General features: G+C 64.6%; 22 protein-coding genes, 1 tRNA gene and 1 other RNA gene. 7 read left to right on the top strand and 17 right to left on the bottom strand.

All coding sequences use genetic code 11. From position 1 onward, the window contains the following. Window positions 1-17: 17 nt before the first annotated feature. A complete protein-coding gene (locus OHA42_RS06610; RefSeq protein WP_406235417.1) occupies window positions 18-1,307 on the bottom strand; it encodes an aminotransferase class I/II-fold pyridoxal phosphate-dependent enzyme in 1,290 nt (429 codons plus the stop codon). A gap of 155 nt (window positions 1,308-1,462) precedes the next feature. Next, an RNA gene (gene ffs / locus OHA42_RS06605) (signal recognition particle sRNA small type) lies at window positions 1,463-1,557 on the bottom strand. Window positions 1,558-1,677: 120 nt separating this feature from the next. Between ffs and OHA42_RS06600 the strand changes: the two genes are divergently transcribed. Next, window positions 1,678-2,688: a hypothetical protein gene (locus tag OHA42_RS06600; protein ID WP_406235415.1), complete on the top strand. Its 1,011-nt coding sequence runs from the start codon at window positions 1,678-1,680 to the stop codon at window positions 2,686-2,688. Window positions 2,689-2,743: 55 nt separating this feature from the next. Continuing rightward, a tRNA-Ser gene (locus tag OHA42_RS06595) sits at window positions 2,744-2,831 on the top strand. Window positions 2,832-3,015: 184 nt separating this feature from the next. Here OHA42_RS06595 and OHA42_RS06590 read toward each other — a convergent pair. From OHA42_RS06590 to OHA42_RS06580, 3 genes are all read right to left on the bottom strand, one after another. After that, window positions 3,016-3,711 carry a winged helix-turn-helix transcriptional regulator gene (locus OHA42_RS06590; protein ID WP_406235414.1) on the bottom strand — a complete coding sequence of 232 codons (696 nt, stop codon included), beginning with the start codon at window positions 3,709-3,711 and terminating at the stop codon, window positions 3,016-3,018. A gap of 17 nt (window positions 3,712-3,728) precedes the next feature. Further along, complete coding sequence (locus tag OHA42_RS06585) at window positions 3,729-4,445, bottom strand: esterase/lipase family protein (RefSeq protein WP_406235413.1); 717 nt, start codon at window positions 4,443-4,445, stop codon at window positions 3,729-3,731. A gap of 84 nt (window positions 4,446-4,529) precedes the next feature. Then, window positions 4,530-4,874 (bottom strand): LLM class flavin-dependent oxidoreductase, encoded by a 345-nt coding sequence (locus OHA42_RS06580; protein ID WP_406235411.1) that lies wholly within the window; start codon window positions 4,872-4,874, stop codon window positions 4,530-4,532. Window positions 4,875-4,974: 100 nt separating this feature from the next. Here OHA42_RS06580 and OHA42_RS06575 point away from each other — a divergent pair, with 100 nt between their 5' ends. After that, a complete protein-coding gene (locus OHA42_RS06575) occupies window positions 4,975-5,406 on the top strand; it encodes an organic hydroperoxide resistance protein (RefSeq protein WP_406235410.1) in 432 nt (143 codons plus the stop codon). A 524-nt stretch (window positions 5,407-5,930) separates the two neighbouring features. Then, window positions 5,931-6,764: a hypothetical protein gene (locus OHA42_RS06570; RefSeq protein ID WP_406235409.1), complete on the top strand. Its 834-nt coding sequence runs from the start codon at window positions 5,931-5,933 to the stop codon at window positions 6,762-6,764. Between the two features lie 293 nt (window positions 6,765-7,057). Here OHA42_RS06570 and OHA42_RS06565 read toward each other — a convergent pair whose 3' ends face one another. Beyond that, window positions 7,058-7,507: a GtrA family protein gene (locus tag OHA42_RS06565; RefSeq protein ID WP_406239136.1), complete on the bottom strand. Its 450-nt coding sequence runs from the start codon at window positions 7,505-7,507 to the stop codon at window positions 7,058-7,060. 478 nt (window positions 7,508-7,985) lie between these two features. Here OHA42_RS06565 and OHA42_RS06560 point away from each other — a divergent pair, with 478 nt between their 5' ends. Both OHA42_RS06560 and OHA42_RS06555 read left to right on the top strand, forming a co-directional pair. Next, complete coding sequence (locus OHA42_RS06560; protein ID WP_406235408.1) at window positions 7,986-9,638, top strand: amidohydrolase; 1,653 nt, start codon at window positions 7,986-7,988, stop codon at window positions 9,636-9,638. Between the two features lie 209 nt (window positions 9,639-9,847). After that, entirely contained in the window at window positions 9,848-10,741 is an 894-nt protein-coding gene (locus tag OHA42_RS06555) for a hypothetical protein (RefSeq protein ID WP_406235406.1), read from the top strand. A 42-nt stretch (window positions 10,742-10,783) separates the two neighbouring features. On the opposite strand, the gene OHA42_RS06550 is transcribed toward OHA42_RS06555, so the two are convergent. The 10 genes from OHA42_RS06550 to OHA42_RS06505 all read right to left on the bottom strand — a co-directional run bounded on the left by OHA42_RS06550 (window position 10,784) and on the right by OHA42_RS06505 (window position 18,978). Further along, on the bottom strand, window positions 10,784-11,692 hold the full coding sequence (locus tag OHA42_RS06550) for a WXG100 family type VII secretion target (RefSeq protein ID WP_406235404.1): 909 nt from the start codon (window positions 11,690-11,692) through the stop codon (window positions 10,784-10,786). 13 nt (window positions 11,693-11,705) lie between these two features. Further along, window positions 11,706-12,032, bottom strand: coding sequence for a type VII secretion target (locus OHA42_RS06545; protein WP_406235402.1), 327 nt, complete (start codon window positions 12,030-12,032; stop codon window positions 11,706-11,708). A 789-nt stretch (window positions 12,033-12,821) separates the two neighbouring features. Further along, window positions 12,822-13,538 carry a hypothetical protein gene (locus tag OHA42_RS06540; protein WP_406235400.1) on the bottom strand — a complete coding sequence of 239 codons (717 nt, stop codon included), beginning with the start codon at window positions 13,536-13,538 and terminating at the stop codon, window positions 12,822-12,824. Window positions 13,539-14,061: 523 nt separating this feature from the next. Beyond that, window positions 14,062-14,145 carry a hypothetical protein gene (locus OHA42_RS06535; protein ID WP_406239134.1) on the bottom strand — a complete coding sequence of 28 codons (84 nt, stop codon included), beginning with the start codon at window positions 14,143-14,145 and terminating at the stop codon, window positions 14,062-14,064. 426 nt (window positions 14,146-14,571) lie between these two features. Next, window positions 14,572-15,810, bottom strand: a complete 1,239-nt coding sequence (locus OHA42_RS06530) for an NAD(P)/FAD-dependent oxidoreductase (protein WP_406235398.1) — start codon at window positions 15,808-15,810, stop codon at window positions 14,572-14,574. 87 nt (window positions 15,811-15,897) lie between these two features. Beyond that, window positions 15,898-16,227, bottom strand: a complete 330-nt coding sequence (locus OHA42_RS06525; RefSeq protein ID WP_406235397.1) for a ScnB — start codon at window positions 16,225-16,227, stop codon at window positions 15,898-15,900. Further along, the gene (gene scnC, locus OHA42_RS06520; protein WP_406235395.1) at window positions 16,224-16,934 is read right to left on the bottom strand and encodes a thiocyanate hydrolase subunit gamma; all 711 of its coding nucleotides are present in this window, start codon (window positions 16,932-16,934) and stop codon (window positions 16,224-16,226) included. The genes OHA42_RS06525 and scnC overlap by 4 nt, the downstream gene beginning before the upstream one ends. Further along, on the bottom strand, window positions 16,931-17,230 hold the full coding sequence (locus tag OHA42_RS06515) for an SH3-like domain-containing protein (protein ID WP_406235393.1): 300 nt from the start codon (window positions 17,228-17,230) through the stop codon (window positions 16,931-16,933). Before OHA42_RS06515 ends, scnC begins: the two co-directional genes overlap by 4 nt. After that, window positions 17,227-17,652, bottom strand: a complete 426-nt coding sequence (locus OHA42_RS06510) for a hypothetical protein (RefSeq protein WP_328408175.1) — start codon at window positions 17,650-17,652, stop codon at window positions 17,227-17,229. The genes OHA42_RS06515 and OHA42_RS06510 overlap by 4 nt, the downstream gene beginning before the upstream one ends. A gap of 204 nt (window positions 17,653-17,856) precedes the next feature. Then, window positions 17,857-18,978 carry a CapA family protein gene (locus OHA42_RS06505; protein WP_406235392.1) on the bottom strand — a complete coding sequence of 374 codons (1,122 nt, stop codon included), beginning with the start codon at window positions 18,976-18,978 and terminating at the stop codon, window positions 17,857-17,859. A gap of 392 nt (window positions 18,979-19,370) precedes the next feature. Here OHA42_RS06505 and OHA42_RS06500 point away from each other — a divergent pair, with 392 nt between their 5' ends. Beyond that, the gene (locus OHA42_RS06500; RefSeq protein ID WP_406235391.1) at window positions 19,371-19,544 is read left to right on the top strand and encodes a hypothetical protein; all 174 of its coding nucleotides are present in this window, start codon (window positions 19,371-19,373) and stop codon (window positions 19,542-19,544) included. A gap of 248 nt (window positions 19,545-19,792) precedes the next feature. On the opposite strand, the gene OHA42_RS06495 is transcribed toward OHA42_RS06500, so the two are convergent. Continuing rightward, on the bottom strand, window positions 19,793-21,223 hold the full coding sequence (locus OHA42_RS06495; protein ID WP_406239132.1) for a wax ester/triacylglycerol synthase domain-containing protein: 1,431 nt from the start codon (window positions 21,221-21,223) through the stop codon (window positions 19,793-19,795). Between the last annotated feature and the right edge of the window lie 70 nt (window positions 21,224-21,293).

Below are 21,293 nucleotides of genomic sequence, written 5' to 3'. Positions count from 1 at the left end.
CCCGCTGTCGTTGCGGGCTACCTGCCGAGGAGCTTCTCGGTGGCGGCCAGCAGCACACAGGTCGCGAGGCCGTCCATCGCCTTCTCGAGTTCGGCTTCCTTCGGGAAGCTCGGCGCGATTCGAATGTTCTTGTCCTCCGGGTCATTCCGGTAGGGGAACGCCGAACCCGCCGCGGTCAGCGCAATCCCGGCGTCCTTGGCAAGCGCGATCACCCTGGCCGCGGTGCCTTCGAGCACATCGAGGCTGATGAAGTAGCCGCCCTTGGGTTCGGTCCAGGACGCCACTTTCGACGCGCCGAGCCGGTCCTCGAGAATCCGCAGCACCAGCGCGAACTTCGGTTCGAGGATGGCGCGGTGCTTCTGCATGTGGGCACGCACACCGTCGGCGTCCTTGAAGAAGCGCAGGTGCCGCAGTTGGTTGATCTTGTCCGGGCCGATGCTCTTCTTCGACGCGTGCCCGAGGTACCAATCCAGGTTCGCCGTCGAGGCGCCGAGGAAACTGACTCCCGCACCCGCGAAGGTGATCTTGGAGGTGGAGGCGAAGACGATGGGGCGGTTGGGGTTTCCGGCCGCGGCGGCCAGTCCGAGTACGTCGATGACCGGGGCGGCGGTGTCGGTCAGTGGATGCACCGCATAGGCGTTGTCCCAGAACAATCGGAAATCCGGCGCGGCGGCGGGCATCGAAACCAGTTCCCGAACAACCTCTTCGGAGAACACCACACCGGTCGGGTTGGCATAGTTCGGCACCGCCCACAGACCCTTGATCTGCGGGTCGTTCGCCAAAAGCTCTGCGATGGCGTGGGTATCGGGGCCGTTGTGGTTCATCGGGACCGGGATCATCTCGAACCCGAGCGCCTCGGTGATCGCGAAGTGCCGGTCGTAGCCGGGGCTCGGACACAGGAACTTCACCGTGGGCTCGGCCGCCCAGCGCTGTTTCGACTCGGGCGTGCCGTACAGAATCGCGTAGGTGATGACGTCGTGCATCAGCTCGAGGCTGGCGTTGTTGCCCGCTATCAGGTTGTCCACCGGAATGCCGAGCAGCTCACCGAAGATGGCGCGCAGCTCCGGGAGTCCGTGCAGCCCACCATAGTTGCGGCAGTCGGTGCCGGTGCCATCACGGAAGTCGCCGGCACCGGGCAGGGAAAGCAGCTCCGCGGACAAGTCGAGTTGTTCCGGCGAGGGTTTTCCCCTCGTCAGGTCCAGCGTGAGCTTCTCGGTCCCGAGCTTCGCGTAATTCGCGTGTTGGGTCTCGTGTTCCGACACGAGCTCCGCGTGGCTCATCAAACCGATCTGCGTTTGCCGGGGCATCCTGGGCAGCCTTTCGAAGCAGCAAAAGGGGCGAGTGGTGACGTCCGGCCGATGTCCGTATGACCGTCGGCGGACCGCTGTTCACGTTACCCGGCGGTTGCTCCGAATTGGAGTGGATAAGCGGCTCGGGATCGTCGACCCGCCGAGCGCTGAAATTAAGGGGACCCCGCGCACCCGGCAGAGCCCGTTGACCCTTGCTGCCTTCCGGCCCTGGGGGAGTTCACAGGATGCGCGCCGCGCGGGATCCGTTGGCCAGTGTAGCGGCTCGTCGATCACACCCCACCATCCGGGGCCCACGCACACTCGCGAGCACTGGTTACGATCTTTCCAATACCGGAGGGGCTTCCCCACCGTACGAGGGGATCGACAGGTGACAGACAAGAATCCGCCGCACAGCGGCCATGAGGTGCCGGCACCGGCGGCGTCCAGCGACGCGGAGCCGACACCCCAGTGGTGGGAAGCTCCGACCACCAGCGACAGCTCCGGCTCTTCGTCGGGCGCCGACCCGACGATGGTCCGGGTACCAGGACAGTTCGACGCCTACACGCCGCCACCGCAGCCCTACGCGCCGCCACCAGGGCCGTACCCGCCGCAGCAGCCGCCACAACAGCCGTACACGCCACCGCAGCAGCACTACGCGTCGCCACAGCAGCCCTATGCACAGCCGCAATACGCACAGCCCGCTCCCCAGCCCCCTGGGCCGCCCAGTTATCCACAGGCGCCGGTCTACGGCGCCGGCTACCCCGGCACGCCACCGCGGCGGCGGAGCAACACGGGGTGGATCATCGGCGGCATCGCCGCGTTGGTCGTGGTCATCGCCCTGATCGGCGGCCTGGTCGTCGCGGCGAAGAGCATCGGAGGCGACAGCAAGTCCTGGACCGGCGACTACGCCATGGACAAGGTGACGGACTCGTGCAGCCTCATCACGCCATCGGTCCTCACACGGTGGGCGCCCACCCAGAAGGAACTCACGCACACCGAGGACCAGCCCGACAGCGACTACGGCGGCGGTTCGCTGAACTGCGATGCCAAGTACGAAGGCACCAGCATCAACAGCGCGTCACTGACCATGGACGCGGACTTCGCGAGCAAGTACGGGTCGCCGCATTACAACATCTGGAAGGACATCGACACCGGTACCTCGGGCACCGGACGGAGCTCCGGCGCAGTCAGCGGACTCGGCGAGGAGGCGTACTTCTCCTACCGCGAGGACACGTCCACATCCTTCAACTCGCTGGACTACACCATCGGCGTGCTGGACAGCAACCTCTCGCTCCAGGTCGAGATCAGCATCTACTCGAAGACCTCGATCGACCGGTCCGCAGTCGCCGCCGCCGCCGAGGCGCAGGCCCGCCAGGTCATGGCAGGCCTGCGAAAATAGCTCCCCACCAGGCCCATTTGGCGACCGACGGGGGGCACCCGCTATGCTGCTCCACGGAGGATTCGCCTAGTGGCCTATGGCGCTCGCCTGGAACGCGGGTTGGGTTAACGCCCTCAGGGGTTCAAATCCCCTATCCTCCGCCACGGCAAACGCCTCTGACCAGACTTTACTGGCTGGTCAGAGGCGTTTTTCGTCACCTATCCGTGCCGGCAAACGCTCAGCGTTGTTGACCATAAGGCCTGTTCAGGGCGGTTTTCAGAGCCTCTTACAGTCATTTTCGCAGGTAGAGGGCGTGTTGACCGCGTCAACAAACCTCGGGATAGGGGATCAGCTCCCCTGGGTGTTCGGCGCGGCCGCAATGCGCTGAACAGGAGTCGGCAATCTGAACACGGTGCGTAGTGCGCGCAGCGCGGCGCGGTCACCGGTCGCGACGGCCGTGGCGTTCCGGACGGCGGCTGCGAGAGTGGTTCGGCCAGCAGCGATTTCGCGGAAGGTGCGATCATCGGTGGTGATGGTGAGATCGGGGTGCCGAACCGGACCGTGGACGGTGTCGATGGTGCCGTCGTCGATCCGAGCGTGGAAGACCTCGTCGCCGACGCGGAATTCGTAAACCACCCGCAGGCCGGACGCGGCGTCGGAGTCGAAGCACGCGCGCAGGGCGAGGACGGCCCAGCCCGGGTGGAATACTTCGTCGTCGCGGGGGTCTGCCATCGCCCACTTCATGCCCCAACGGGCCAGACTCAGCACTGCGGGGGCGAGCTCAGCACCGGCCTCGGTGAGCTCATAGGCGGGTGCGCGTGCGGGGGGCGGCAGGGTGATCTTCTGGGCGAGCCGTTGCTGTTCGAGGTATTTGAGCCGCGTCGAGAGCAGTCCGGTGCCGAGACCGCGGAGGCTGCGCTGAAGGTCGCTGAACCGTTTGGGGCCGGTAAGCAATTCACGGATCAGCAGTAGGGTCCAGCGCTCCCCGACGATGTCGAGGGTGCGTGCGGTCGCGCAGTACTGGTTGTAACTTCGCTGCTCCACTACATAATTCTAGACTTTCAACCCTTGTTTCTTGAACTCTGTGCTGCACAAATCTGAATGAGCAACCGGGCGAGCCGCGCCGGATGGGTGAGCATGACGTCGTGTGGTCCATCCAGTCCTACGGCCGCATAGCCGATATCGGCAGCGAGTCGGTCGAAAGGATAGGTCTGCGGGCGGCAGTAGATGGCGGTGCCAGGGATTCGGTCGACGGCGCCGATCAGACGGGTGCGGTCGGTGAAGGTGCGCAGCGGATGCGGTCGCAGACTGCCGGCCAGCAGCTCCGCGTCGACGGGGTCGGTGATGCCGAAGGCAGCCGGAGGCGGTGGCGGAATGACCGGCCCGTCGCCACCCGGCCTGGCGGCGGTGCGGATGGCGGTGACAAATGCCGGTGGCGCAAGGTCGAACATGCCGGTCCCATCGGGACCGGCCCAGCCATCGACGAGGATCACGTGGTCGACGAGATGCGGACGTAGATCGGCGGCCTGTCGCACGACAAGACCGGCGTAGCTGTGCCCGACCAGTACTACATCATCCGCGCGCCGAGCATCCTCACCATGCACGAGGCCATCGAGAGCGGCGAGGACCTGATCGACGTGCGTTGATAGATCCGCGCCGCTAGCGGCGGTCAGTTCGGGGACATGGGTGTGTGCCGCCGCCTCGTGGAGCAGCGGGGTTATCCGATCCCAGGCCCACGGGCCGTGCCAGGCGCCATGTACGAGAACGAAACGGGTCATCGACGGTCTCCGAGCGTGAGTAGAGGCAGGACATCTGCGGCGAACGCACCAGTGCCGCCTGGTGGTCTTCGACCGCCAGGCGGATCACCAAGTGGCGAGCACCAGCCGTGAGGTAGGAGTTGAGCCAGTCGGCGGCCTGCGCGACGGTTCCAGCGAACATCGCCTGCACCGCTTCGACTGCCTCGAGTGCAGCGCCGGGAGCAGCACCGCGGTGCCCAGGGTGATCCGGTCGGTCACCGCGGCAATAGCCGACAGCAGCAGGAGCGGGTCCGCGCGCGGGCGAGCCACTGGGCTGTCCCCGGCCCACACCGAGTCGAAGCCGAGGAATTCCGCGCGGCGTGCCTGCTCGATCAGGGCGCGCAGGTCGTAGCGGCCGACCGCGACGTCATCGCGAGTCGGTAGCAGATAGCCGACCTCTGGCTTGCGCATAGCACTCTCCTGTCTGCCCGGCAGCTACGCAACCACGCAATTGACTTCTTGTTTTTGAAGCTTAAGATCGATTTTCAGGAAGTCAACTTGAGGAGTTGTAGTGACGAAAGCGCTGTACACGGCACAGGCACACGTGACGGGCGGGCGGAACGGCCGCGGCCGCACCGAAGACGGTCGACTCGATCTAGATCTGCGGCAACCGAAGGAGCTGGGCGGCGACGGCGACGGCGCCAACCCGGAGCAACTCTTCGCCATCGGCTACGGCGCGTGCTTCGCATCCTCACTGGCGCTGGTCGCAGAGCGGCGCGGGCTTGCGGCAAGCGATGTGACAGTCGACGCGAGGGTGATGCTGGTTCCCGCAGCGGACGGCCGATTCCGGCTCGGCGCCGAACTCGACGTCTCCCTACCGTCGATCGCCGACGTCGACCAGGCCGTCGATCTGGTCCGCATCGCACACCAGGTATGCCCATATTCGAATGCGACCAGCGGCAACATCGCCGTCGCACTGACCGCCAACGGAACTCGCCTATGAAGTCGTTGGGGGCCCACTAACCTGAGCAATACCTCGCGACCGGCGTTGACCACGTCAACACCTGGCCCTGACGTGGGCATCGTCAGTAGCGCCGAAACAGCCTGAAACGCAGCAGATCCGACTGGTCGCAGAGTTCACCTGCGGAAACGGATGGGTTCAAATCCCCTCTCCTCCGCCGGGAAGGACGCGGGTCCACACTCCGGTCCACAAACCAGAATCCGAGGGGATTCGGCGCCGTGACCTAGCGAGGCACGAGCATGACCACTAGCTCGAAAGCTGCCAGGGGCATTTGTATTAGGCGGTCCCACTTTTGCGGGTACGGATGCGGGGCACGATCCAGGGTGCTCAACAGCCCGGAAAGTCCTGGTGATGGCCCTGGTTCGAACCTGTCACGGCATGCTCGACCATCCAAGACGCCCCGTGATCCGAATGCGAATCGACAAGGTCTCTGCACTGTGAAAGGTAATAGATTGGGCACAGGCAAGCACAGGAAAGTCAGTTCGCGTCAACAGAAGGTGGGGTCGATGGTAGTGGCGGGAGCGGTTCCCGTTGTTCTCACTCTGGTGGGTAGCAGCGGTACCGCGAACGCCGAGCTCGACCGGTACGTTCCGGTGAGCCAGACCGAGCACGGCGGCCACGTTGCCTTCGTGGCCGACGACACGGATTCAGGCGAGGGGACCCCTGCCGTGCAGGCAGAGCAGACGGAGCAGTCCACGGACTGGCCCGCCGCCCAAGCGCCGAATGTGCTCCCGTACCGGGGAATGCGAATCCCGGACCACACGCTCAGTTCGCTGCAGTGGGCGCGGCCGGTACCGAAAAGCGAGTATCTGTCGCCGGTCGAGCTCCTGCACGGCCCGGTCCCGGTCGCGCCGGTGCCGCCGATCGCGCCGCCGCCGGGCATGTTGCGTTTCGGCAACGTGCAGGTCGAGGCGCCGGATTGGCTGCCACGGGAGCCCGCCATCCAACTCAACGACGCTGCGGCGGTCACCGAGGCCGATCTCGCAACGTTCTTCGACTCTGTCGGTATGGAACGCACTCGCTCCGATCGTGTTGCGAGTCAGACCGTAGGCTCCGCGGCGCTCGGTGCTGCCGCAGGCGCAGCGATGGCAAGCCCGTTCGCACTGATCGGCGCAGGTTTCGGCGGTGCACTCGGTCTGGCGATCGGCTTGCCGTTCGCACCGATCGGTCTCGCCGCGGTGCCCGTCGGCGCCACATACGGCGCGGCCCTCATGGTGGCACCGCTCGCCGCCATCGGCGCGGGAATCGGCGCGGGTCTCGGCGCGACGCAGGCCCTCACCGCACCCCCACGAGTCCTCGACCCAGCTGAGGCTGCCACAGACGAACCCGCGACCGATTGACAGACGTTCCACTTTGTCGAACAGGTCTCGGTACCGCCTGAAATGGACCGGCAGATATATCGGCTGCGGCCCGCGGCCCCTTTGGCCTGTTGATTTGTGACAAGTCAAAGGGGCTGAGGTATCCCGGAAATGTCACCGACATCGGCGAGTAGCCTGGCCGCGCCGGCCGGTCCGATGCCGTTCAGATCGGTCAGCGTGGAGCCATGCTCGGTGACGAGCCGGCGCAGTTCTCACTGGCACGTGTGATCAGGACGCACCCAGAAGATTTGACGCCGGGGCTGATTCGAGGTGTCTTACAGACCTTCGCGGAAGACGAAGCCGCGCAGTGCCAGGAAGCGCATACCGCCGACCGCCGCCATGAGGGCGATCACGGCGCCCGCCTGTGCGATCTCGCCGAGGCCGGGTGCCCAGAACTCGAGACCGGCCAGCGCCGCCGTGCTGATCAGCAGGCCGATCAGCGCCAGCCCGCCGCCTTCCCACTGTGCGGTGAACCAGCCGACCCGTCCGGCCGCGCGGAAGGTGAGCTGCCGGTGCAGTTCGTTCGCGATCACCGTGCTGACGATCGAGCCGGCGATATTGGCGACCAACGGGCCGAACCCGTTCATGGCCATGAACAGCAGCACGTAGGCAATGTTGCTGGAGCCGCCGACCAAGGCGAAGCGGATCAGCTGGGCGAAGGCGTGGTCACCGCGCAGATACTGCATCACGCGGGCGAGTCGGTCGAGCCATTCCGTGCGCAGCATCGGGTAGGAGCCGGCACCGATAGTCAGATCGAAGCCATCGAGGATCGTCTTGTGGACGTATGGCTGCCGCAGCCCGGAAGTGGCGATTGCTGTGCTGTTCACATGAGTACTGTCGCCAGCGTGGTCGACACCGACCTGATGCCGACCTGACACGCCCGCTGACACGGTGTTCGGCCTGGTCACAGCGGGCAAGGGGTGACGAATAGGCACCGGTCTGTGCACGGGATCATCGGCAGCGGTGCGGCCCGACAGGACGTCCCGTCAATGTGACCGGCCCTCCCGGCAGGTGCGACAAATGATCGGCGGTGTGCTCGTCGACCGTCGACGCGATCTTCACCGCCCGGCCGTCGATGGTGGTGTCGAGCTGGAGGGGCCAGGCATCTTGCAGGCCCGCTGACCGATCCGTCAATTGACCTGTGCGCGTCGGGAATCCGTTCGATACTTGGGAGATTGCTTCGCGACCAACTCCGGAGGAATCATGACCGAGATCGCTTCCAACACGGCAGTTGACACCATCTACTTCGGCGGGGATATCGTCACCGTCGACGACGCCCGACCCAGCGCGGAGGCGGTCGCTGTGAAGGGTGGTCGAATCGCGGCCGTCGGGGACCTGACCGATGTGTTGGCGCAGGCCGGTGAGGATACGCGGCTGGTGAATCTGCGCGGCCGGACGCTGCTGCCGGGGTTCGTCGACGCACACAGCCATCTGTCGCTGACCGGGTTCCAGGCAGGCACGGCGAATCTGCTGCCCGCGCCCGATGGCGAGGTCAACGACATCGCTGCGCTGCAGGCCGCGCTAAAGGCGTGGACCGACACCGAGACCGGGAAGGCGTGGACTTGGATCATCGGATTCGGTTATGACGATGCCCAATTGGCGGGCCTCGCGCATCCGACCCGTGATGATCTGGACGCCGTTTCGGTAGAGCGCCCGGTGCTGGTGATCCACCAATCCAGCCATCTGGGGGCCGTCAACAGCAAGGGCCTCGAGCTGCTCGGGTATGACGAGAGCTCCGAAGATCCCGAGGGCGGGGTGATCCGGCGCTGGCCCGGAACCCTGGTGCCCAATGGGGTACTGGAGGAGACTGCCTTCTTTGCGGCGTGGGGGAAGTCAGCAGAGGACTTCGACGACAAGGAGCGCCGCCGGCTGATCGGGCTCGGTCAGCGGGCGATGGCCGCGTTCGGATTCACGACCGCGCAGGACGGCCGGGTAATGACGACGACGGATCTGGACGCGCTGCGAGCGGCCGCCGATGATGGCCTGTTCGATATTGATGTGGTCGCCTACCCGGACAGTTCGCTGGCTGCGAAGCTCGAAGAGGCGCCGGGGCCGCAGTACACGAACAGACTGCGGATCGGCGGGCTGAAGCTGGGGCTCGACGGGTCGCCGCAAGGGCGGACCGCCTGGCTGACCCAGCCGTACCTGACGCCCCCAGAGGGCAAGGACCCGAAGTACCGGGGGTATCCGGCGATGACGGACGACATGGTGCTGGACGCGGTTTGCGGCGCATACAGCAAAGGGTGGCAGATCCTGGCGCATGTCAACGGCGATGCCGCTCTTGACCAGTTCATCACCGCGTTGCGTCAGGCCACCACACGTTATCGGCCCATTGATCCGCGGCCGGTGGCGATCCATGCGCAAACCGCACGGGAGGATCAGCTCGATGCCATGCAGGAGTTGGGCGTGATTCCATCGTTCTTCTCCATGCACACCTTCTACTGGGGCGACTGGTACCGGGAAACTGTGCTCGGCGAACGGCGCGCGGCCCGAATCTCGCCTGCCGCATCCGCATTGCGGCGGGGTCTGCGCTACACCTCGCACCATGATGCACCGGTGGCGCTGCCCAGCTCGATAGCGGTGCTGGCCAGCCAGGTCACCCGGGTCACCCGCAGCGGACATGTGCTGGGCGAGGATCAGCGGGTTTCGGCGCTCGACGCCATCAAGGCGACCACGCTGCACGCCGCTCACCAGTACTTCGAAGAGGCGACCAAAGGCTCGATCACAGTGGGTAAGCTGGCCGACTTCGTTGTGCTGAGCCGCAATCCGCTCGCAGTCGAGCCGGACGAGATCAAGAACATCCAGGTGCTCGAGACCATCAAGGAGGGGCGGACCATCTACCCGGAGCAGGAGTAGTGGTGCTGGACCTCCCCGGCCGTGCCCCCGGATCCCCACCCACTCCGGCCGCCAAAGACAGGGCAGGCAACCGGAACCCGGCGTAAACCGACCCACACCGATCGCGATCAGGTCGTCACGCCGGATGAACCGGACGAGGACGACGAGTATTTCAACAAGTAGTCCTGGCTGGTGTAGACCATGGGTAACCGCTGCCAGGAGGAGTTGTCGTGGGTAGATACCGGAGTTCATCCGACTTGCCGCTGCCGGCGGACTGGGATCGAAAGGCGTTCGGCGCGTACCGATATGCGGTAATTCCGTTCGTGATGGCGTTGGTCGCCCTCCCGATGGTGCTGGCCGGGATATGGGCAATTGTGACAAATCGGGAATCGGTGTGGCCCGGGCTTGTCCCGCCTTTGCTCATGTCCTTGGTCTGGGTCGCCCCGTTCGCCGGCTGGGGATGGTCGGTCTGTCCACGAGAAGCTCCGACGGCCGCTGACATCCGCTCCACCGACACCGGCAATGCGCTTGTGCTGCCGGTGCAGCTCCCTTCCCGAATCGCTACTTTCGCAACGGGGGCGGTCGGGGTACTCCTGCTCGGGGTCGGACTGTGGCAGCTCATCGCATCGTTCAACCACGACTTGTCGACCGGAATCGCGGCTTTCTTCCTGCTGGCCCTGCCCGGTATGGTCGCCCTCCTTCTCTTCGCCGGCATCTATCGACGCGGAGTAAAAGCCGACAACACCGGCATCCTGCTGACTGCACGTCACATCACGATCAATTACGGCGACGACCCCACCACCGTTGCCTGGCACGACATCTCGGCAATCGGCGCCCGCTGCTATCGAGAGGGCACCAGCAGGTTCGCCAGCCGAATCAACGCCACCACCCTTGTCACCGGCGATGCCGACACCGGCTACCGGTCCATCGACATCGCCCACAAGGCTCTCCGCACCGACCCCACCCGGGTCTACCACCAGCTCGTGTTCTACCTGCGCAATCCCGGGCTGCGATCAGAACTCGGCACCGAAGACGGGGTGGATCGGTTCCGCCGCGGCGGCTATTCGCCGGAACACCCGCTTTCCTTCGTCGACAGTCACATTCGCGAGGCGAACGCCGAATAGCACTGCACGGCATCACCTGCGGTCACGATCGACCGAGCAGCCTCACGCGGTCGCCGCCGTGATCCCGGCTCGGGTCACGCCCTGCACGATCTGGATGACATTCGGCACCATCCCGAGAATCGTCGACGTCTCCGTCGCCAGGTGGGCCAGTGCGTTGGATATGCTCATGGCCCCGGTCGAGATGCCGGTGGTCGCGCGGACGATCGCGGCAAAGGACGCGGTGCCACCCGAGGCAATGATGATGGCGGCGGCCTCGACCAGGATCCCGGCCAGGGTGTTCAGAATTTCGGTCACGACGCCGCGAACCCCCTCGACGAGGTTACCGAGCGCGGCATTCACTTTGCTCAGCGAGTCGGCGAGCGAGGCCTGGGCCTGGATGTCGGCCATGAACGCGTCCGCCTTGGCTTTGTAGGCGTCGCTGGCAGCGCCGGCCCAGTCGCTGACGCCCTTTTCGAGTTCCGTGTTCCACGTTTTCGCGGCCTCGCTCAGCGCTGTCGAGATTTTCGTCCAGGATTCGGAGTACGCCTTGACCATGTCCGGGTTACCGGTGACCCAGTCGAGTGCCTTGCGCAGCGGTTCGACATTCTCGAGCATCCAGCCCATCAGCAGACCGCCCACGATGTTGAAAGGATCCACCTTCGCCAGCGGGACGCCAAGCGCAAGATTCTTCCGAAATTCCAGCATGTCCACGACGCCGGAGGCGGCTGCGGAGGCTTTGAGCGCCGCACCGTACAGGTTCGTGCCGGTATCCTGGCCGCCGACGGCCGCCTTGACCGCGCCGACGGCTTCCCACGCATCGCCCAGCGGCGTTCCTTTGAGGAGGCCTGGTTCGGCGCCCTCGCTGGTCAGCGTGGGCATCAGGGGCTTGTCCTGGAAATATACGTTGCGTTCGTCGACTTTCGAGTCGAGCAGGTCGTTGCCTTCCGGCGCCGCGGCGTCGTTGAAAACCATGCGCTTCCCCTCTCTAGTTGATCTGGCTCTGCTGACGCTCGATCTCGGCCTTGCGACTCGCCTCGAGGTTGTCGAAGACATCTGCGCAGTGACGCAGCGTTTTCGGCAGCGTCTCAGTCGTTTCGACAATCTGCTTCAGGCTCGAGGTGATCCGATCGTGCAGCGAATCCACCATCAAACCCGCGAGCCACCCCACCAACGACCCGTAACCGTCATCCACCTTGGCCAGGTAGTCTGCGGCCTCCTTCGCTTTGCTGACATTCTCGAGCGTCGATTCGACCTGCCCGGCGTGCGCGCGTACCCGGTCCGGATTGACAACAACGTCATCGCTGTTCCACATCTACCTGCCCTCACTCGCCCCGATACAGCCACCAAATGATGGCCTACTTCTCTTGGACGCGGGCAAGGCCCAAACGGTTGCACCGAGTTTCCGCAGCGCGCCAACGGATCGGGCGGTGGACGTCTCGCTCTCCACCGTCCCAGCCGAGTGCGACTTATCCACGGTCGAGGACAAAGTCACTCGGTGACGACGTTGACCGTATCAACACCCGGGCCTAACGTTCGCATTTTCAGCAGCGCTGAAACAGCGTGAAACGCAACGGATTCAGCTAGAAGTTCGAGCGTCATGCGAGAGGGATAGGTTCGAATCCCCGGTCCGCCACCGGCAATATCGAACCGGCCGCTGACAGCGCGAAAGCGCGACAGCGGCCGGTCTATGAGTTGGCGTCGTCCGCCCTTGAATCGACGATCAGGAAGCGGGAGCGCCGCCGCTCTTGGATGAGCCGCTGCTCAATGCGCCGAGCAGGTCCAACAACACCTTCAACGGCAAGGGACAACCCTGGTTGGTGCACCCGATGCCGGACGACTAGCCCTCAATCTCGGGGTCTCACCCATAAACGGTCCACCAGCCGTGGCATCCGAGGGCTGTCCTAGAAGCGGTCCGCGTGCTCGCCAACCCATTGCTCGAAGGTGCGGGCCGGACGCCCGGTCGCCTTCGCAACGGTGTCGACCACATCGTCGCATGACACCAGCGGTTGCCGAACATCCGATGGGATGAAGGCGAGTTGAGCAGTGCGGCAATGTGTTCGGGGGTTCCACACGCACGTGCGATGGTTCGGTGCCGCGACTATCAGGCGGCTGGTCCGGTGGTCCGCCCTCGAATCCACTGGGCGATCGCGATCAGGGCCGAGATGAGCGAGATGGCACCGGCGAGCCATGCCCAGGTCGTGAGACTGGCGGTGGCATAGGCGACCTGACGCATGCCAGGCACCGGGTATTGGCCGTTGCCGGTAGCCCAGCGAACCAGTAGCCCGACCTGGGTACCCGCATCCCGGGCGGATCCGTATCCGACCATGCGTTTCACGTCGGCCGCCTTGCTGTTCAAATGGGCCACCACGATGACTATGAGAAGCGCCAGTGTTACCGAAGAACCCACCGCGACATAGGAAAGCACCTTGGTGCGTGCCCGAAGGTTCACCAGTACGGCGAAGACGGTGACGGCGCTGGCCGTGCTGGCGAGGACGCCCCAGGTGCCGTTGACATCCGCGGCGGGCGGCGGCGATCCGGACCAGAGGCTCGCCAGTGATGTGGATATCTGAAGCCCACCGAACGGATCGGCGCTGATCTGGCCGTCGGTGCCGGAAGCGGTGAGCCACGGCTTGAACAGCATGCGAAAGGTGATGATGCTCCCGACCGCGGCGCACAGGTAACCCCAGTTCCCTCGAAGCGATGCCAGAACCTTCGCGACTTCTTCCCTGCGCTGCGAGACAATGCGTTGTACAGTGCTCGGCGTATCGACCTTCCGATAGCGAATCTTGTTTGCTTGCCATGGAGTCGGCTGCACCATCAGCCCAGCCTATGAGGCCGGCAATCATTTTTGCCGTTAAGAACTGCCAATCTTCCGATGCATCCGGACCGGTTCCTGAAAGTTAGCTACAGAGACAGAAATTCCGCATGCAGCGAGGCTCCCAGTCAATTCGTCGTTCGTACCAGCAGATTCACAAGGCACCCTGACCCAAGGCCCACTCGTCAGCGAAATTTTGGCAACCGTCGATTGGTGCCCGGCGACCATGCCGATCATCGAATCGAGGTGCGGCCGTTAATGAAGCGCAAATATCGCGTCCAGGTCGGCACTTCGCAAAGCCCTTCGCGAGCCCCGCATCATCCCTTCGTCAGCTCTGAAACCCGTTCCCGGCACAGTGAATTCATTTGCGGTCGCACCGAGGACATCGCGATGGTGCGTCGACGGACGGTCGATTCGGGATGGTCGGCGTCCCACCGGGTACCCGAGACCATCACGTCATTGCGGTGTTCGGCCGCCCATTCGGCGACGGGCCCCGAGCACGAAGGTCAGCTGTGCCCCGTGGTTGTCAGTGTGTACCCGACCTGAGCGGGGACGGTCGCGACACCGTCCGATCGACGAGACCGTCGCGTTCGAGTCGGCGCAGGGTCAACGTCAGCAAGCGCTGTGAGATCCCGACTCCCGGCAGCCCTCCCGGCTGACAGATCCCATCTGTGGTCTCGACGCGTACTCCACTATCGCGGGTGACTTCCTGACCCGCACGAAGAGCGATCTCGGCGAGCTGCTCGGCAGGCCCAGCGCCCAGCGCTGCAAGTGATCGCCGACGCCGATGGCAGACGTCCGCGAGCCGATCGTTCGGCCGAGCGATATGGCCATATTCAGGGCGTACAGGGTATTGACTAGAAGCAAATCCGGAGGAGACTAATCATTACACCGGAACACCGGAGAGAGCCGCACTGTCGGCAGAGACGTCTGTCGTAGGCGTTGACCCTTTTTCCAGGATCTGGCCAGGCCCCCGGCAAGCCAATCGAATACCGGAGCTTCGAGCGACGGCTGAAGTTCATGGATTCGATGGAGACTACCGGGGACTGTTCTGTGTGGGGGTGTTTCCGGGCGAGGTCTCCGGTGGGCGGCTCGAGTTGCCCGTCAGAGCCATTCGGCTCACGAAGTGAACCAGCGCCGAATCCGCGTGGTGGCGAATTCGGCTTTCTCGATCGCGAGTTCGGCCGAGGGCGGTCGAACGGTGCGATCGGCGTGGCCCGGAAAGGAAGTCGGCGTCGACCTTGCCGACGAGGCCGTCCCCGAATTCGATGTAGCAGGAGCCTCGGCCGAGATACTTCTCGGGATCGGGCGTGCCGTGCAACCGTGCACCGATGTGCGCTGCCACCGTGCGGGCGGCATTCTCGGCGAACACACCGGCTCGTGGGACCGGCGCGTCCGCGCAGTCACCGATCGCGTAGACGCCCGGATACCGGGTGGCGAGCGTGCGCGGGTCGACGTGGATCCAGCCGTCGGCGCCGCCGACAGTCAGCCCGGATGCCTCGACCACGGGCGAAACACAGTGCGTCGGGATGCCGATGAACAGGTCGTAGGCGAGGTCACCGGCGTCGGTGGCCGCAACATGGTTCTTCGGATCGAGCGCATGGACCCGCATTCCCGGGGAGTAGTCGATCCCCCGTCGGGCGAGCGCCTCGACGAGCGCGGCAGAGGTGTCCGCGGAGACGGGAATCGGTGAGTCCATGGGGGTAAGCATGTGCATGCGGGTGCGGTCGCGAACGCCACGCCGCGTCAGCAGCTCATGCAAGAGCATCGCGCCCTCGTAGGGTGCGGGCGGGCACTGGAACGGCACCCTCAACACCGCGGTCAGAATGGTTCCGCCGTCGAAAAGGGCCAGTCGATCGCGGAGTCGGCAAGCTCCTTGGATCGAGTAGTACTCGTGGCCGTCCTCGACGAACCCCGGGGTGGCGGCCGGGTCGTAATCGGCGCCCAACGCGACAACGAGGAAGTCCGGTTCATAGTTGGCGGCATCGGTGACGACACGGCGGTTCTGCGGGTCGATCGACGTCACCGTTTCCTGTCGGAACTCGACGCCGGGACAGGCGAGATCGGCGTAGCGGATGCGGACGGATTCCGGTGTCCGACCGCGAAAAAGAATGTCCAGTTTGGCGAAACCGAACGTGAACCCATCGTTGTGGTCGATGAGTTCTACGTCCGCCTCGGGCAGTGACTCCGACAGGCAAGCGGCGAGCTCCAGCCCGCCGAAGCCGGCGCCGAGGATAAGCACCGTCGGCTTTCGAACGTTGTCGGCGATCGACATTGCGCACCCCACGACGCAGCAGCGGTTGGACGAGTCATGATCGGGCTATTTCTCGAGCCGTGTTGTCGGCGCGGGCGGGCATCATCGCTACTCCCGGTTGAACCGCGCCCGAATCACCTCCATTCGCGCCCGCAACTCCTCCGGGGTGATCAGTCCGCGATCCATCAGCGTGTGGGCCGTCACGACTACCGATCGGGTTCGCACGGGAAAGCCGTGGTAGATCGTCTCGCCGAGCGCATCCTCGACATGGCGGCGTTCCAGGTTGTCCAATGTGTCGCGCCAGGACAGGCATTCGCACGTCGCCTGCATGCTCGACTCCCACGGGTCCGGCTTGCGGTCGAGTTCGGGCAGCGTGCTCTCCCGGTGCGACTCGGGGTCCAATGTGTGCAGCAGAACCTCGTACGGACCGCTTGTCACTGCCGACCGCCTCGTTCCGTGGCGGCCTCGGCCTGGTCCGGCGGCGCCTGCGCGGTCCAGTCGACCTGCGGCAGTGCCACGCCGATCATCGTGTCCCGAGTGACGATGGCCGCCAGTTGTTCCTCCGTCCAGCCCTCGGTGCCTTCGGGCCGCATCGGCATCACCATGAACCGGGACTTCTGGTTCGAGTCGTGCACCCGGACCTCGACGTCGGGCGGAAAGTGCAGGCCGAATTCGGCGAGCACCTCGCGGGGCCAACGCACGAGGCGCCGACGGTAATTGGGGGTGCGGTACCAGTCCGGAGACATACCCAGAACCGGGCGCGGGTAGCACGAACACAGCGTGCACACGATCACGTTGTGCACTTCGGGCGTGTTCTCCAGCACGTAGAAGTAGGTGTAGTCGCTCGGCGTTCCGGAGCCGGTCGGGTCACGCCAGTCGATGCCGACCTCCTTGCACGTCTCGGTCCCGTCGGCGAGCAGGCGCGCCTTGAAATCTGGATCCGTCCACGCCTTCGCGACCAATTTCGATCCGCCGTGCGGACCGACCGATTCGGCCCACTCGGAGAAGCGTCGGTGATCTTCCCGCGAGAAGAGGCCCTTTTCGATGGCGAGTTCGCGAATCGCCGTCTCCAAGACCTCGAACTCGCTGATCTCTCCGGTCGTCTGGATCGCTGCGTGCGCCCCGTGATCGTGGGTCCGACTCACTTGGCATCCTCCTCTGCGGGCTCGAGCCAACGCTCGGAGACCTCCGTCTCCAGGGTGTCGACGGCGAAGCCGGTGTATTTGGGCCACAGATCTATCTGGCGGAACCGCACCACGTAGAACGGTTCGACGCGGCCGTCGTCGCGGCCCCATGCCTCGTCCTCCGGAATCACCCACTCGGGCCGGTGTTCGACGACAACACCCGTACGCCCGCGGGTGTAAGCCTGGGTGCGGGTGTGGAACATCGACGTCTTGTCCCGAACCCGAACGCGATCGCCGATCTCGTACTTCCTGGTCATGTCCGCGCCTCCATCCGTGCGCGTACCTCGTCCAATTTCGCCGACAGCTCGTCGGGGGTGATCAAACCCTTGTTGATCAGGTACTTCGCGGCGACGGTCGCCCACCGTGCGTAATAGGGCAGACCGAAGTACAGCGTCGCACCGAGGTCGTTCTCGGCTCGACGGCGTTCCTCGGAATTCCACACGCCACGCCAGCCGAGGCATTCGCAGGTGACGTAAGTGTTCATCTCCCAGGGTTCTTCGACTTTTTCCTGGTATTCGACCGGCATATCCGGCTGTCCGCCGACGTCGTGCAGGACGTGACGGAGAGCGGCAAACAATGCGTTCGAGATCTCGTACGGGGAATCCAGCGGGGTACGGAACACTGGAGCGATGTCTGCGACGCGATGTTGAAGTTCGTCGAATCGGTTCGGTGAACTCATGAGGTCTCCGTTGCGACAGATCCGATATCTCCCGACAGGGTGATTACATACGGCGCACACCAGACTATGGCCGGCCGCTGGAGCGGCTGGCCGAAAAACCCGCAGGTGGGAAAAACACCGGCGGCAATGTGACACCTATCGCAATTGCGTCATCCGCTTGCCAAGGGTACACGTCAAGATCGCTGTGCTGAAGGGTGCTCGAGCTCAGTGTTTCGCGTCCTTGAATACCACGGGTAGGTCGTCGTGCCGCATCGCCACGCGTGTGCCGAAGCCGCGGCTTATGTGCTCGATGGTCTCGCACAGCCATCGGGATTCGCTGCACGCGGCCGATTCGAGGCGCATGCGCCGAACCCGCAGCGGAATCATTTGCACTTCCACCGCATCGATATCGATGGTCACCAGATACAGCAGGCGAAGATCGGTGCGGTACCGCTCATGGCCATGGATGCCCTCGTAGTCGTCGATGACATCGCCGCACCCGTACAGAATCGGTTTGCCCCGATAGATTTCGATCGGCCGCGGATGGTGTGCGGAATGCCCGTGCACCAGGTCGACGCCGGCATCGATCAACCGATGTGCAAACTGCGTTTCGCTCAGTGCCACCCCGTAGCCCCAGTTGGGTCCCCAATGTATGGAGACGATAGCGATATCGCGAACACCCTTATGTGCCAAAACATTTGCCGCCACCTCGTCGGCGGCACGAACACTCGGCGAATTGCCGACCCACCACAGCCCTGGCCGATCACGACATGCGGCCCAGTATTCCGGAACCCCGCTCGATCCCGCCGCGACCGAGACGATCACCGCCCGACGTCCGTCCTCGAGTTCTGATATCGCCGGGGCCAGGGCGTTGTCGAGATCCGCGCCCGCTCCGGCGTGGTGGATACCCGCGGAATCGAGCGCTTCGAGGGTGTCGGCCAGGCCTTCGATACCGAAGTCGAGGATGTGGTTGTTGGCCAGTGCGCACACGACCGGTGCGACAACGGTCAACACCGGCAGGTTGTCCGGATTCATCCGGTAGTGGATGCCTTTGGCAGGGTCGAATGCGCCGTCGGCCGTGATCGCGGTTTCCAGGTTGATCAACCGCACGTCGGGATCGAACTGAGCGAGGATCGGCAGGACAGCACCCCACGGACGGCGGAAATCCACCGGGCGGATAAAGAGACCGTTCGCACGTTCGGCCAACTCCACATATGTCCGTGCATCGTCGACATATCGTTCGCGCAGCCTCGGATCGCCGGGATGCGGCAGAATCTGGTCCACTCCGCGGCCCAGCATGACGTCGCCGCCCAGCAGCACCGTCGTCATACCACCATTGTCGTTCATTTCCGAATTTCTGGAAATCAGTAATGTGGGCGGCCGGTCCGCGATCCGGCACAGTGCCGAAATAAACAGAATCGCGCAGTGCTGGCGATGACAGGTGGCGCGGTCTTAAAATCAGGAAGTCGGGGAATGTCAATGAGCTCGACAATCGGCGAGTCGGTCGCGCGACGAACTCGCCGGAAGTAGGCATCATGATTATCAACAGGACGCACAGCACCGGCACATGCCGGCTACTTGCGAATATCGCGCTGGCGTGAGCCGCGGCGGCGATTCCAACACCGGCGGTAGCAATTCCTGCCATAGCGGCACCAGCGCTCACACCCGGTGTGGTGCAAACGAATTACCCTCAATGTCACAGTGACGACCTATGGTGCAATCGCGACAGCCAATGGGGCTTGATCAAGGAAAAAGAGAACGACAGCGAGGACGAAGAATGCGGCTACGGCTGGGACCAGGGCTGGAGCAAAGGCGAGAAGCACCGCGAGAATCAGGGCGGTAAGCAGGGCGAGAACTATGGCTGGAACTATGGCGGGAGCCCCATGTCTCCCAACGGCTGGTCCCGCAGATAGCTGACGGCGCATTCAACGACAGGCCCGGCCCTGAATATATGGACCGGTTGCCAGTCGCCGGCACCGTGCTGCGGCAGGACTTCAGTATCGACGAATCAGCGGCCGAAAACACTCGTCACGATCTCGGTGGCCCACCTGTTCATCGGCGTCGCGATGTTCACGTTGCCCCAGGGCACACCCAGTGAAAGGTGATGCGGCAGAGGGGATCCAGCAGTTCGGTCTGGTCGCCTACCTTGCCGGATTCCGAATCAGCCGGCTTCGTCGGCCGCCTCGTGCGCTCGCGCTATCTCACTCAACGCTGCGACCAGCAGGTCCGAGTAGACATCGATATCCGGCAGCGCCGCCACGTCGGCGTGGATCGAAATCGTGATCGTCGCGCCACGACCCTCGGCATCCTCGCTGAGGCCGTGCACGCCGTGGGTCAGGTGCATGACCGAGCCGAGTGCGGGGAAACCCGCGGTGAAGAGGACTCGGCCGCCACCGAAAGTGAGGTCGGCGGGGCCGCGGTGGACGCTGGAGACCACGGTGTGGCCTGCGATCGAGTCGGGGACGGTGTCGAGCGGGTAGCGATCGATGTCGCGACGCAATAGTGCGGCGGGGACGACGGCGGTGACTCGGTCTTGCGCGGCGAGCAGCGGATGCCCGGCGCGGGCCATCCGGTCACCGAGGGCATCGGCGATTCGACGCGAGCGCAGGCGGATATCGGGTTCGGCGACGAAGAGGTCGACACCGAGGCTGCGGTAGTTGTTGCGGGGTGTAGACACCCCCGGTAGCGCCATCGGCACCTGCGCGCCCAGCCGATCCACCTGTGCACCGCGCGATTCGAGGTAGCGCGTGAGCGCGAGCGATATCGCGGTCAAAACAACCACGGTCACCGTCCGGTCGGGGGTGCGCAACTGATCCGGCGTGCAAACGATCATGCGCACTCGACGATCGGAATCGCCGACCTCCGTCGCGGGGTTGACCAGGCTGGGCGTGAAGCCCGGCCCCGGCGCGGGCACTTGCCCGGTGGCGGTGAGTTCGGCCAGCTTCTGCTGCGACCGGTAGGCGTGATAGCCGCGCACGGCGGTCCGTATCACCTGGTTGGGTGTGCGCAGCAACCCGAGCACGGCAGCCGTCCGAGCGGAATCGAGCAGCGCAGATCCGGCCGGCGCCCACCTCGGCAGCGGCGTGCGTGGTGGGGAGCCGGTGCGCTCCTGGTCGGTGGCAGCGGACTCCGAGAACAGCGCGCGGGCGATCTGCGCGGCCCGTCGCCCATCGGCCAGGGCATGCGACATCTGGAGCACCACCACTGTCGCGGGACCCGCATCGGGCAGCTGACTCGGCACTCCGATGACGTCACGGAAAAGGTGTAATCGCCAGGGGCGCACCGTCGCGTCCAGCACGGTACCGAGTAGTTTGCCGAGCACCTTCAACACTGTCGGCCAATTCGACTCCGCCGGCCGGTGTTCCATGAATTGCTCGGGAGCGAAATCACAGGGTATCCACGATGGATAGTCCAGATCCGCCGGCACTTCGCGTAAGCGAAGACGCAAGTCGGGTATGTGCGCGCTGCGCCGGGCGACCAGCGCACGCAGCTCCGCGGCCGGACGGCCGGAGTCGGCGAAGCAATACAGCAGGAACAGATCATTGTGAGTACGCCTCGACAGCCAATACATCGTCGCGTCCTGGGGTGCCATCGAACTCACTCGTCGAACGATATCGGCTGTTGTTCGCGGCGGCCGGAGCGGGCGGGCAAGCGCTGAATGA

This window comes from Nocardia sp. NBC_01009, from assembly GCF_045208035.1.
Classification (GTDB): domain Bacteria; phylum Actinomycetota; class Actinomycetes; order Mycobacteriales; family Mycobacteriaceae; genus Nocardia.
This window is presented reverse-complemented; position numbering and strand designations above follow the sequence as displayed.

Coding starts and splice junctions, on each gene's coding strand:
- OHA42_RS06610 (WP_406235417.1), bottom strand. CDS start 1,307: ATGCCCCGGCAAACGCAGATCGGTTTGATGAGCCACGCGGAGCTCGTG.
- OHA42_RS06585 (WP_406235413.1), bottom strand. CDS start 4,445: ATGACCCGTTTCGTTCTCGTACATGGCGCCTGGCACGGCCCGTGGGCC.
- OHA42_RS06580 (WP_406235411.1), bottom strand. CDS start 4,874: ATGCGCAAGCCAGAGGTCGGCTATCTGCTACCGACTCGCGATGACGTC.
- OHA42_RS06570 (WP_406235409.1), top strand. CDS start 5,931: ATGGTAGTGGCGGGAGCGGTTCCCGTTGTTCTCACTCTGGTGGGTAGC.
- OHA42_RS06565 (WP_406239136.1), bottom strand. CDS start 7,507: ATGCTGCGCACGGAATGGCTCGACCGACTCGCCCGCGTGATGCAGTAT.
- OHA42_RS06560 (WP_406235408.1), top strand. CDS start 7,986: ATGACCGAGATCGCTTCCAACACGGCAGTTGACACCATCTACTTCGGC.
- OHA42_RS06550 (WP_406235404.1), bottom strand. CDS start 11,692: ATGGTTTTCAACGACGCCGCGGCGCCGGAAGGCAACGACCTGCTCGAC.
- OHA42_RS06545 (WP_406235402.1), bottom strand. CDS start 12,032: ATGTGGAACAGCGATGACGTTGTTGTCAATCCGGACCGGGTACGCGCG.
- OHA42_RS06540 (WP_406235400.1), bottom strand. CDS start 13,538: ATGGTGCAGCCGACTCCATGGCAAGCAAACAAGATTCGCTATCGGAAG.
- OHA42_RS06530 (WP_406235398.1), bottom strand. CDS start 15,810: ATGTCGATCGCCGACAACGTTCGAAAGCCGACGGTGCTTATCCTCGGC.
- OHA42_RS06515 (WP_406235393.1), bottom strand. CDS start 17,230: ATGACCAGGAAGTACGAGATCGGCGATCGCGTTCGGGTTCGGGACAAG.
- OHA42_RS06510 (WP_328408175.1), bottom strand. CDS start 17,652: ATGAGTTCACCGAACCGATTCGACGAACTTCAACATCGCGTCGCAGAC.
- OHA42_RS06505 (WP_406235392.1), bottom strand. CDS start 18,978: ATGAACGACAATGGTGGTATGACGACGGTGCTGCTGGGCGGCGACGTC.
- OHA42_RS06495 (WP_406239132.1), bottom strand. CDS start 21,223: ATGGCACCCCAGGACGCGACGATGTATTGGCTGTCGAGGCGTACTCAC.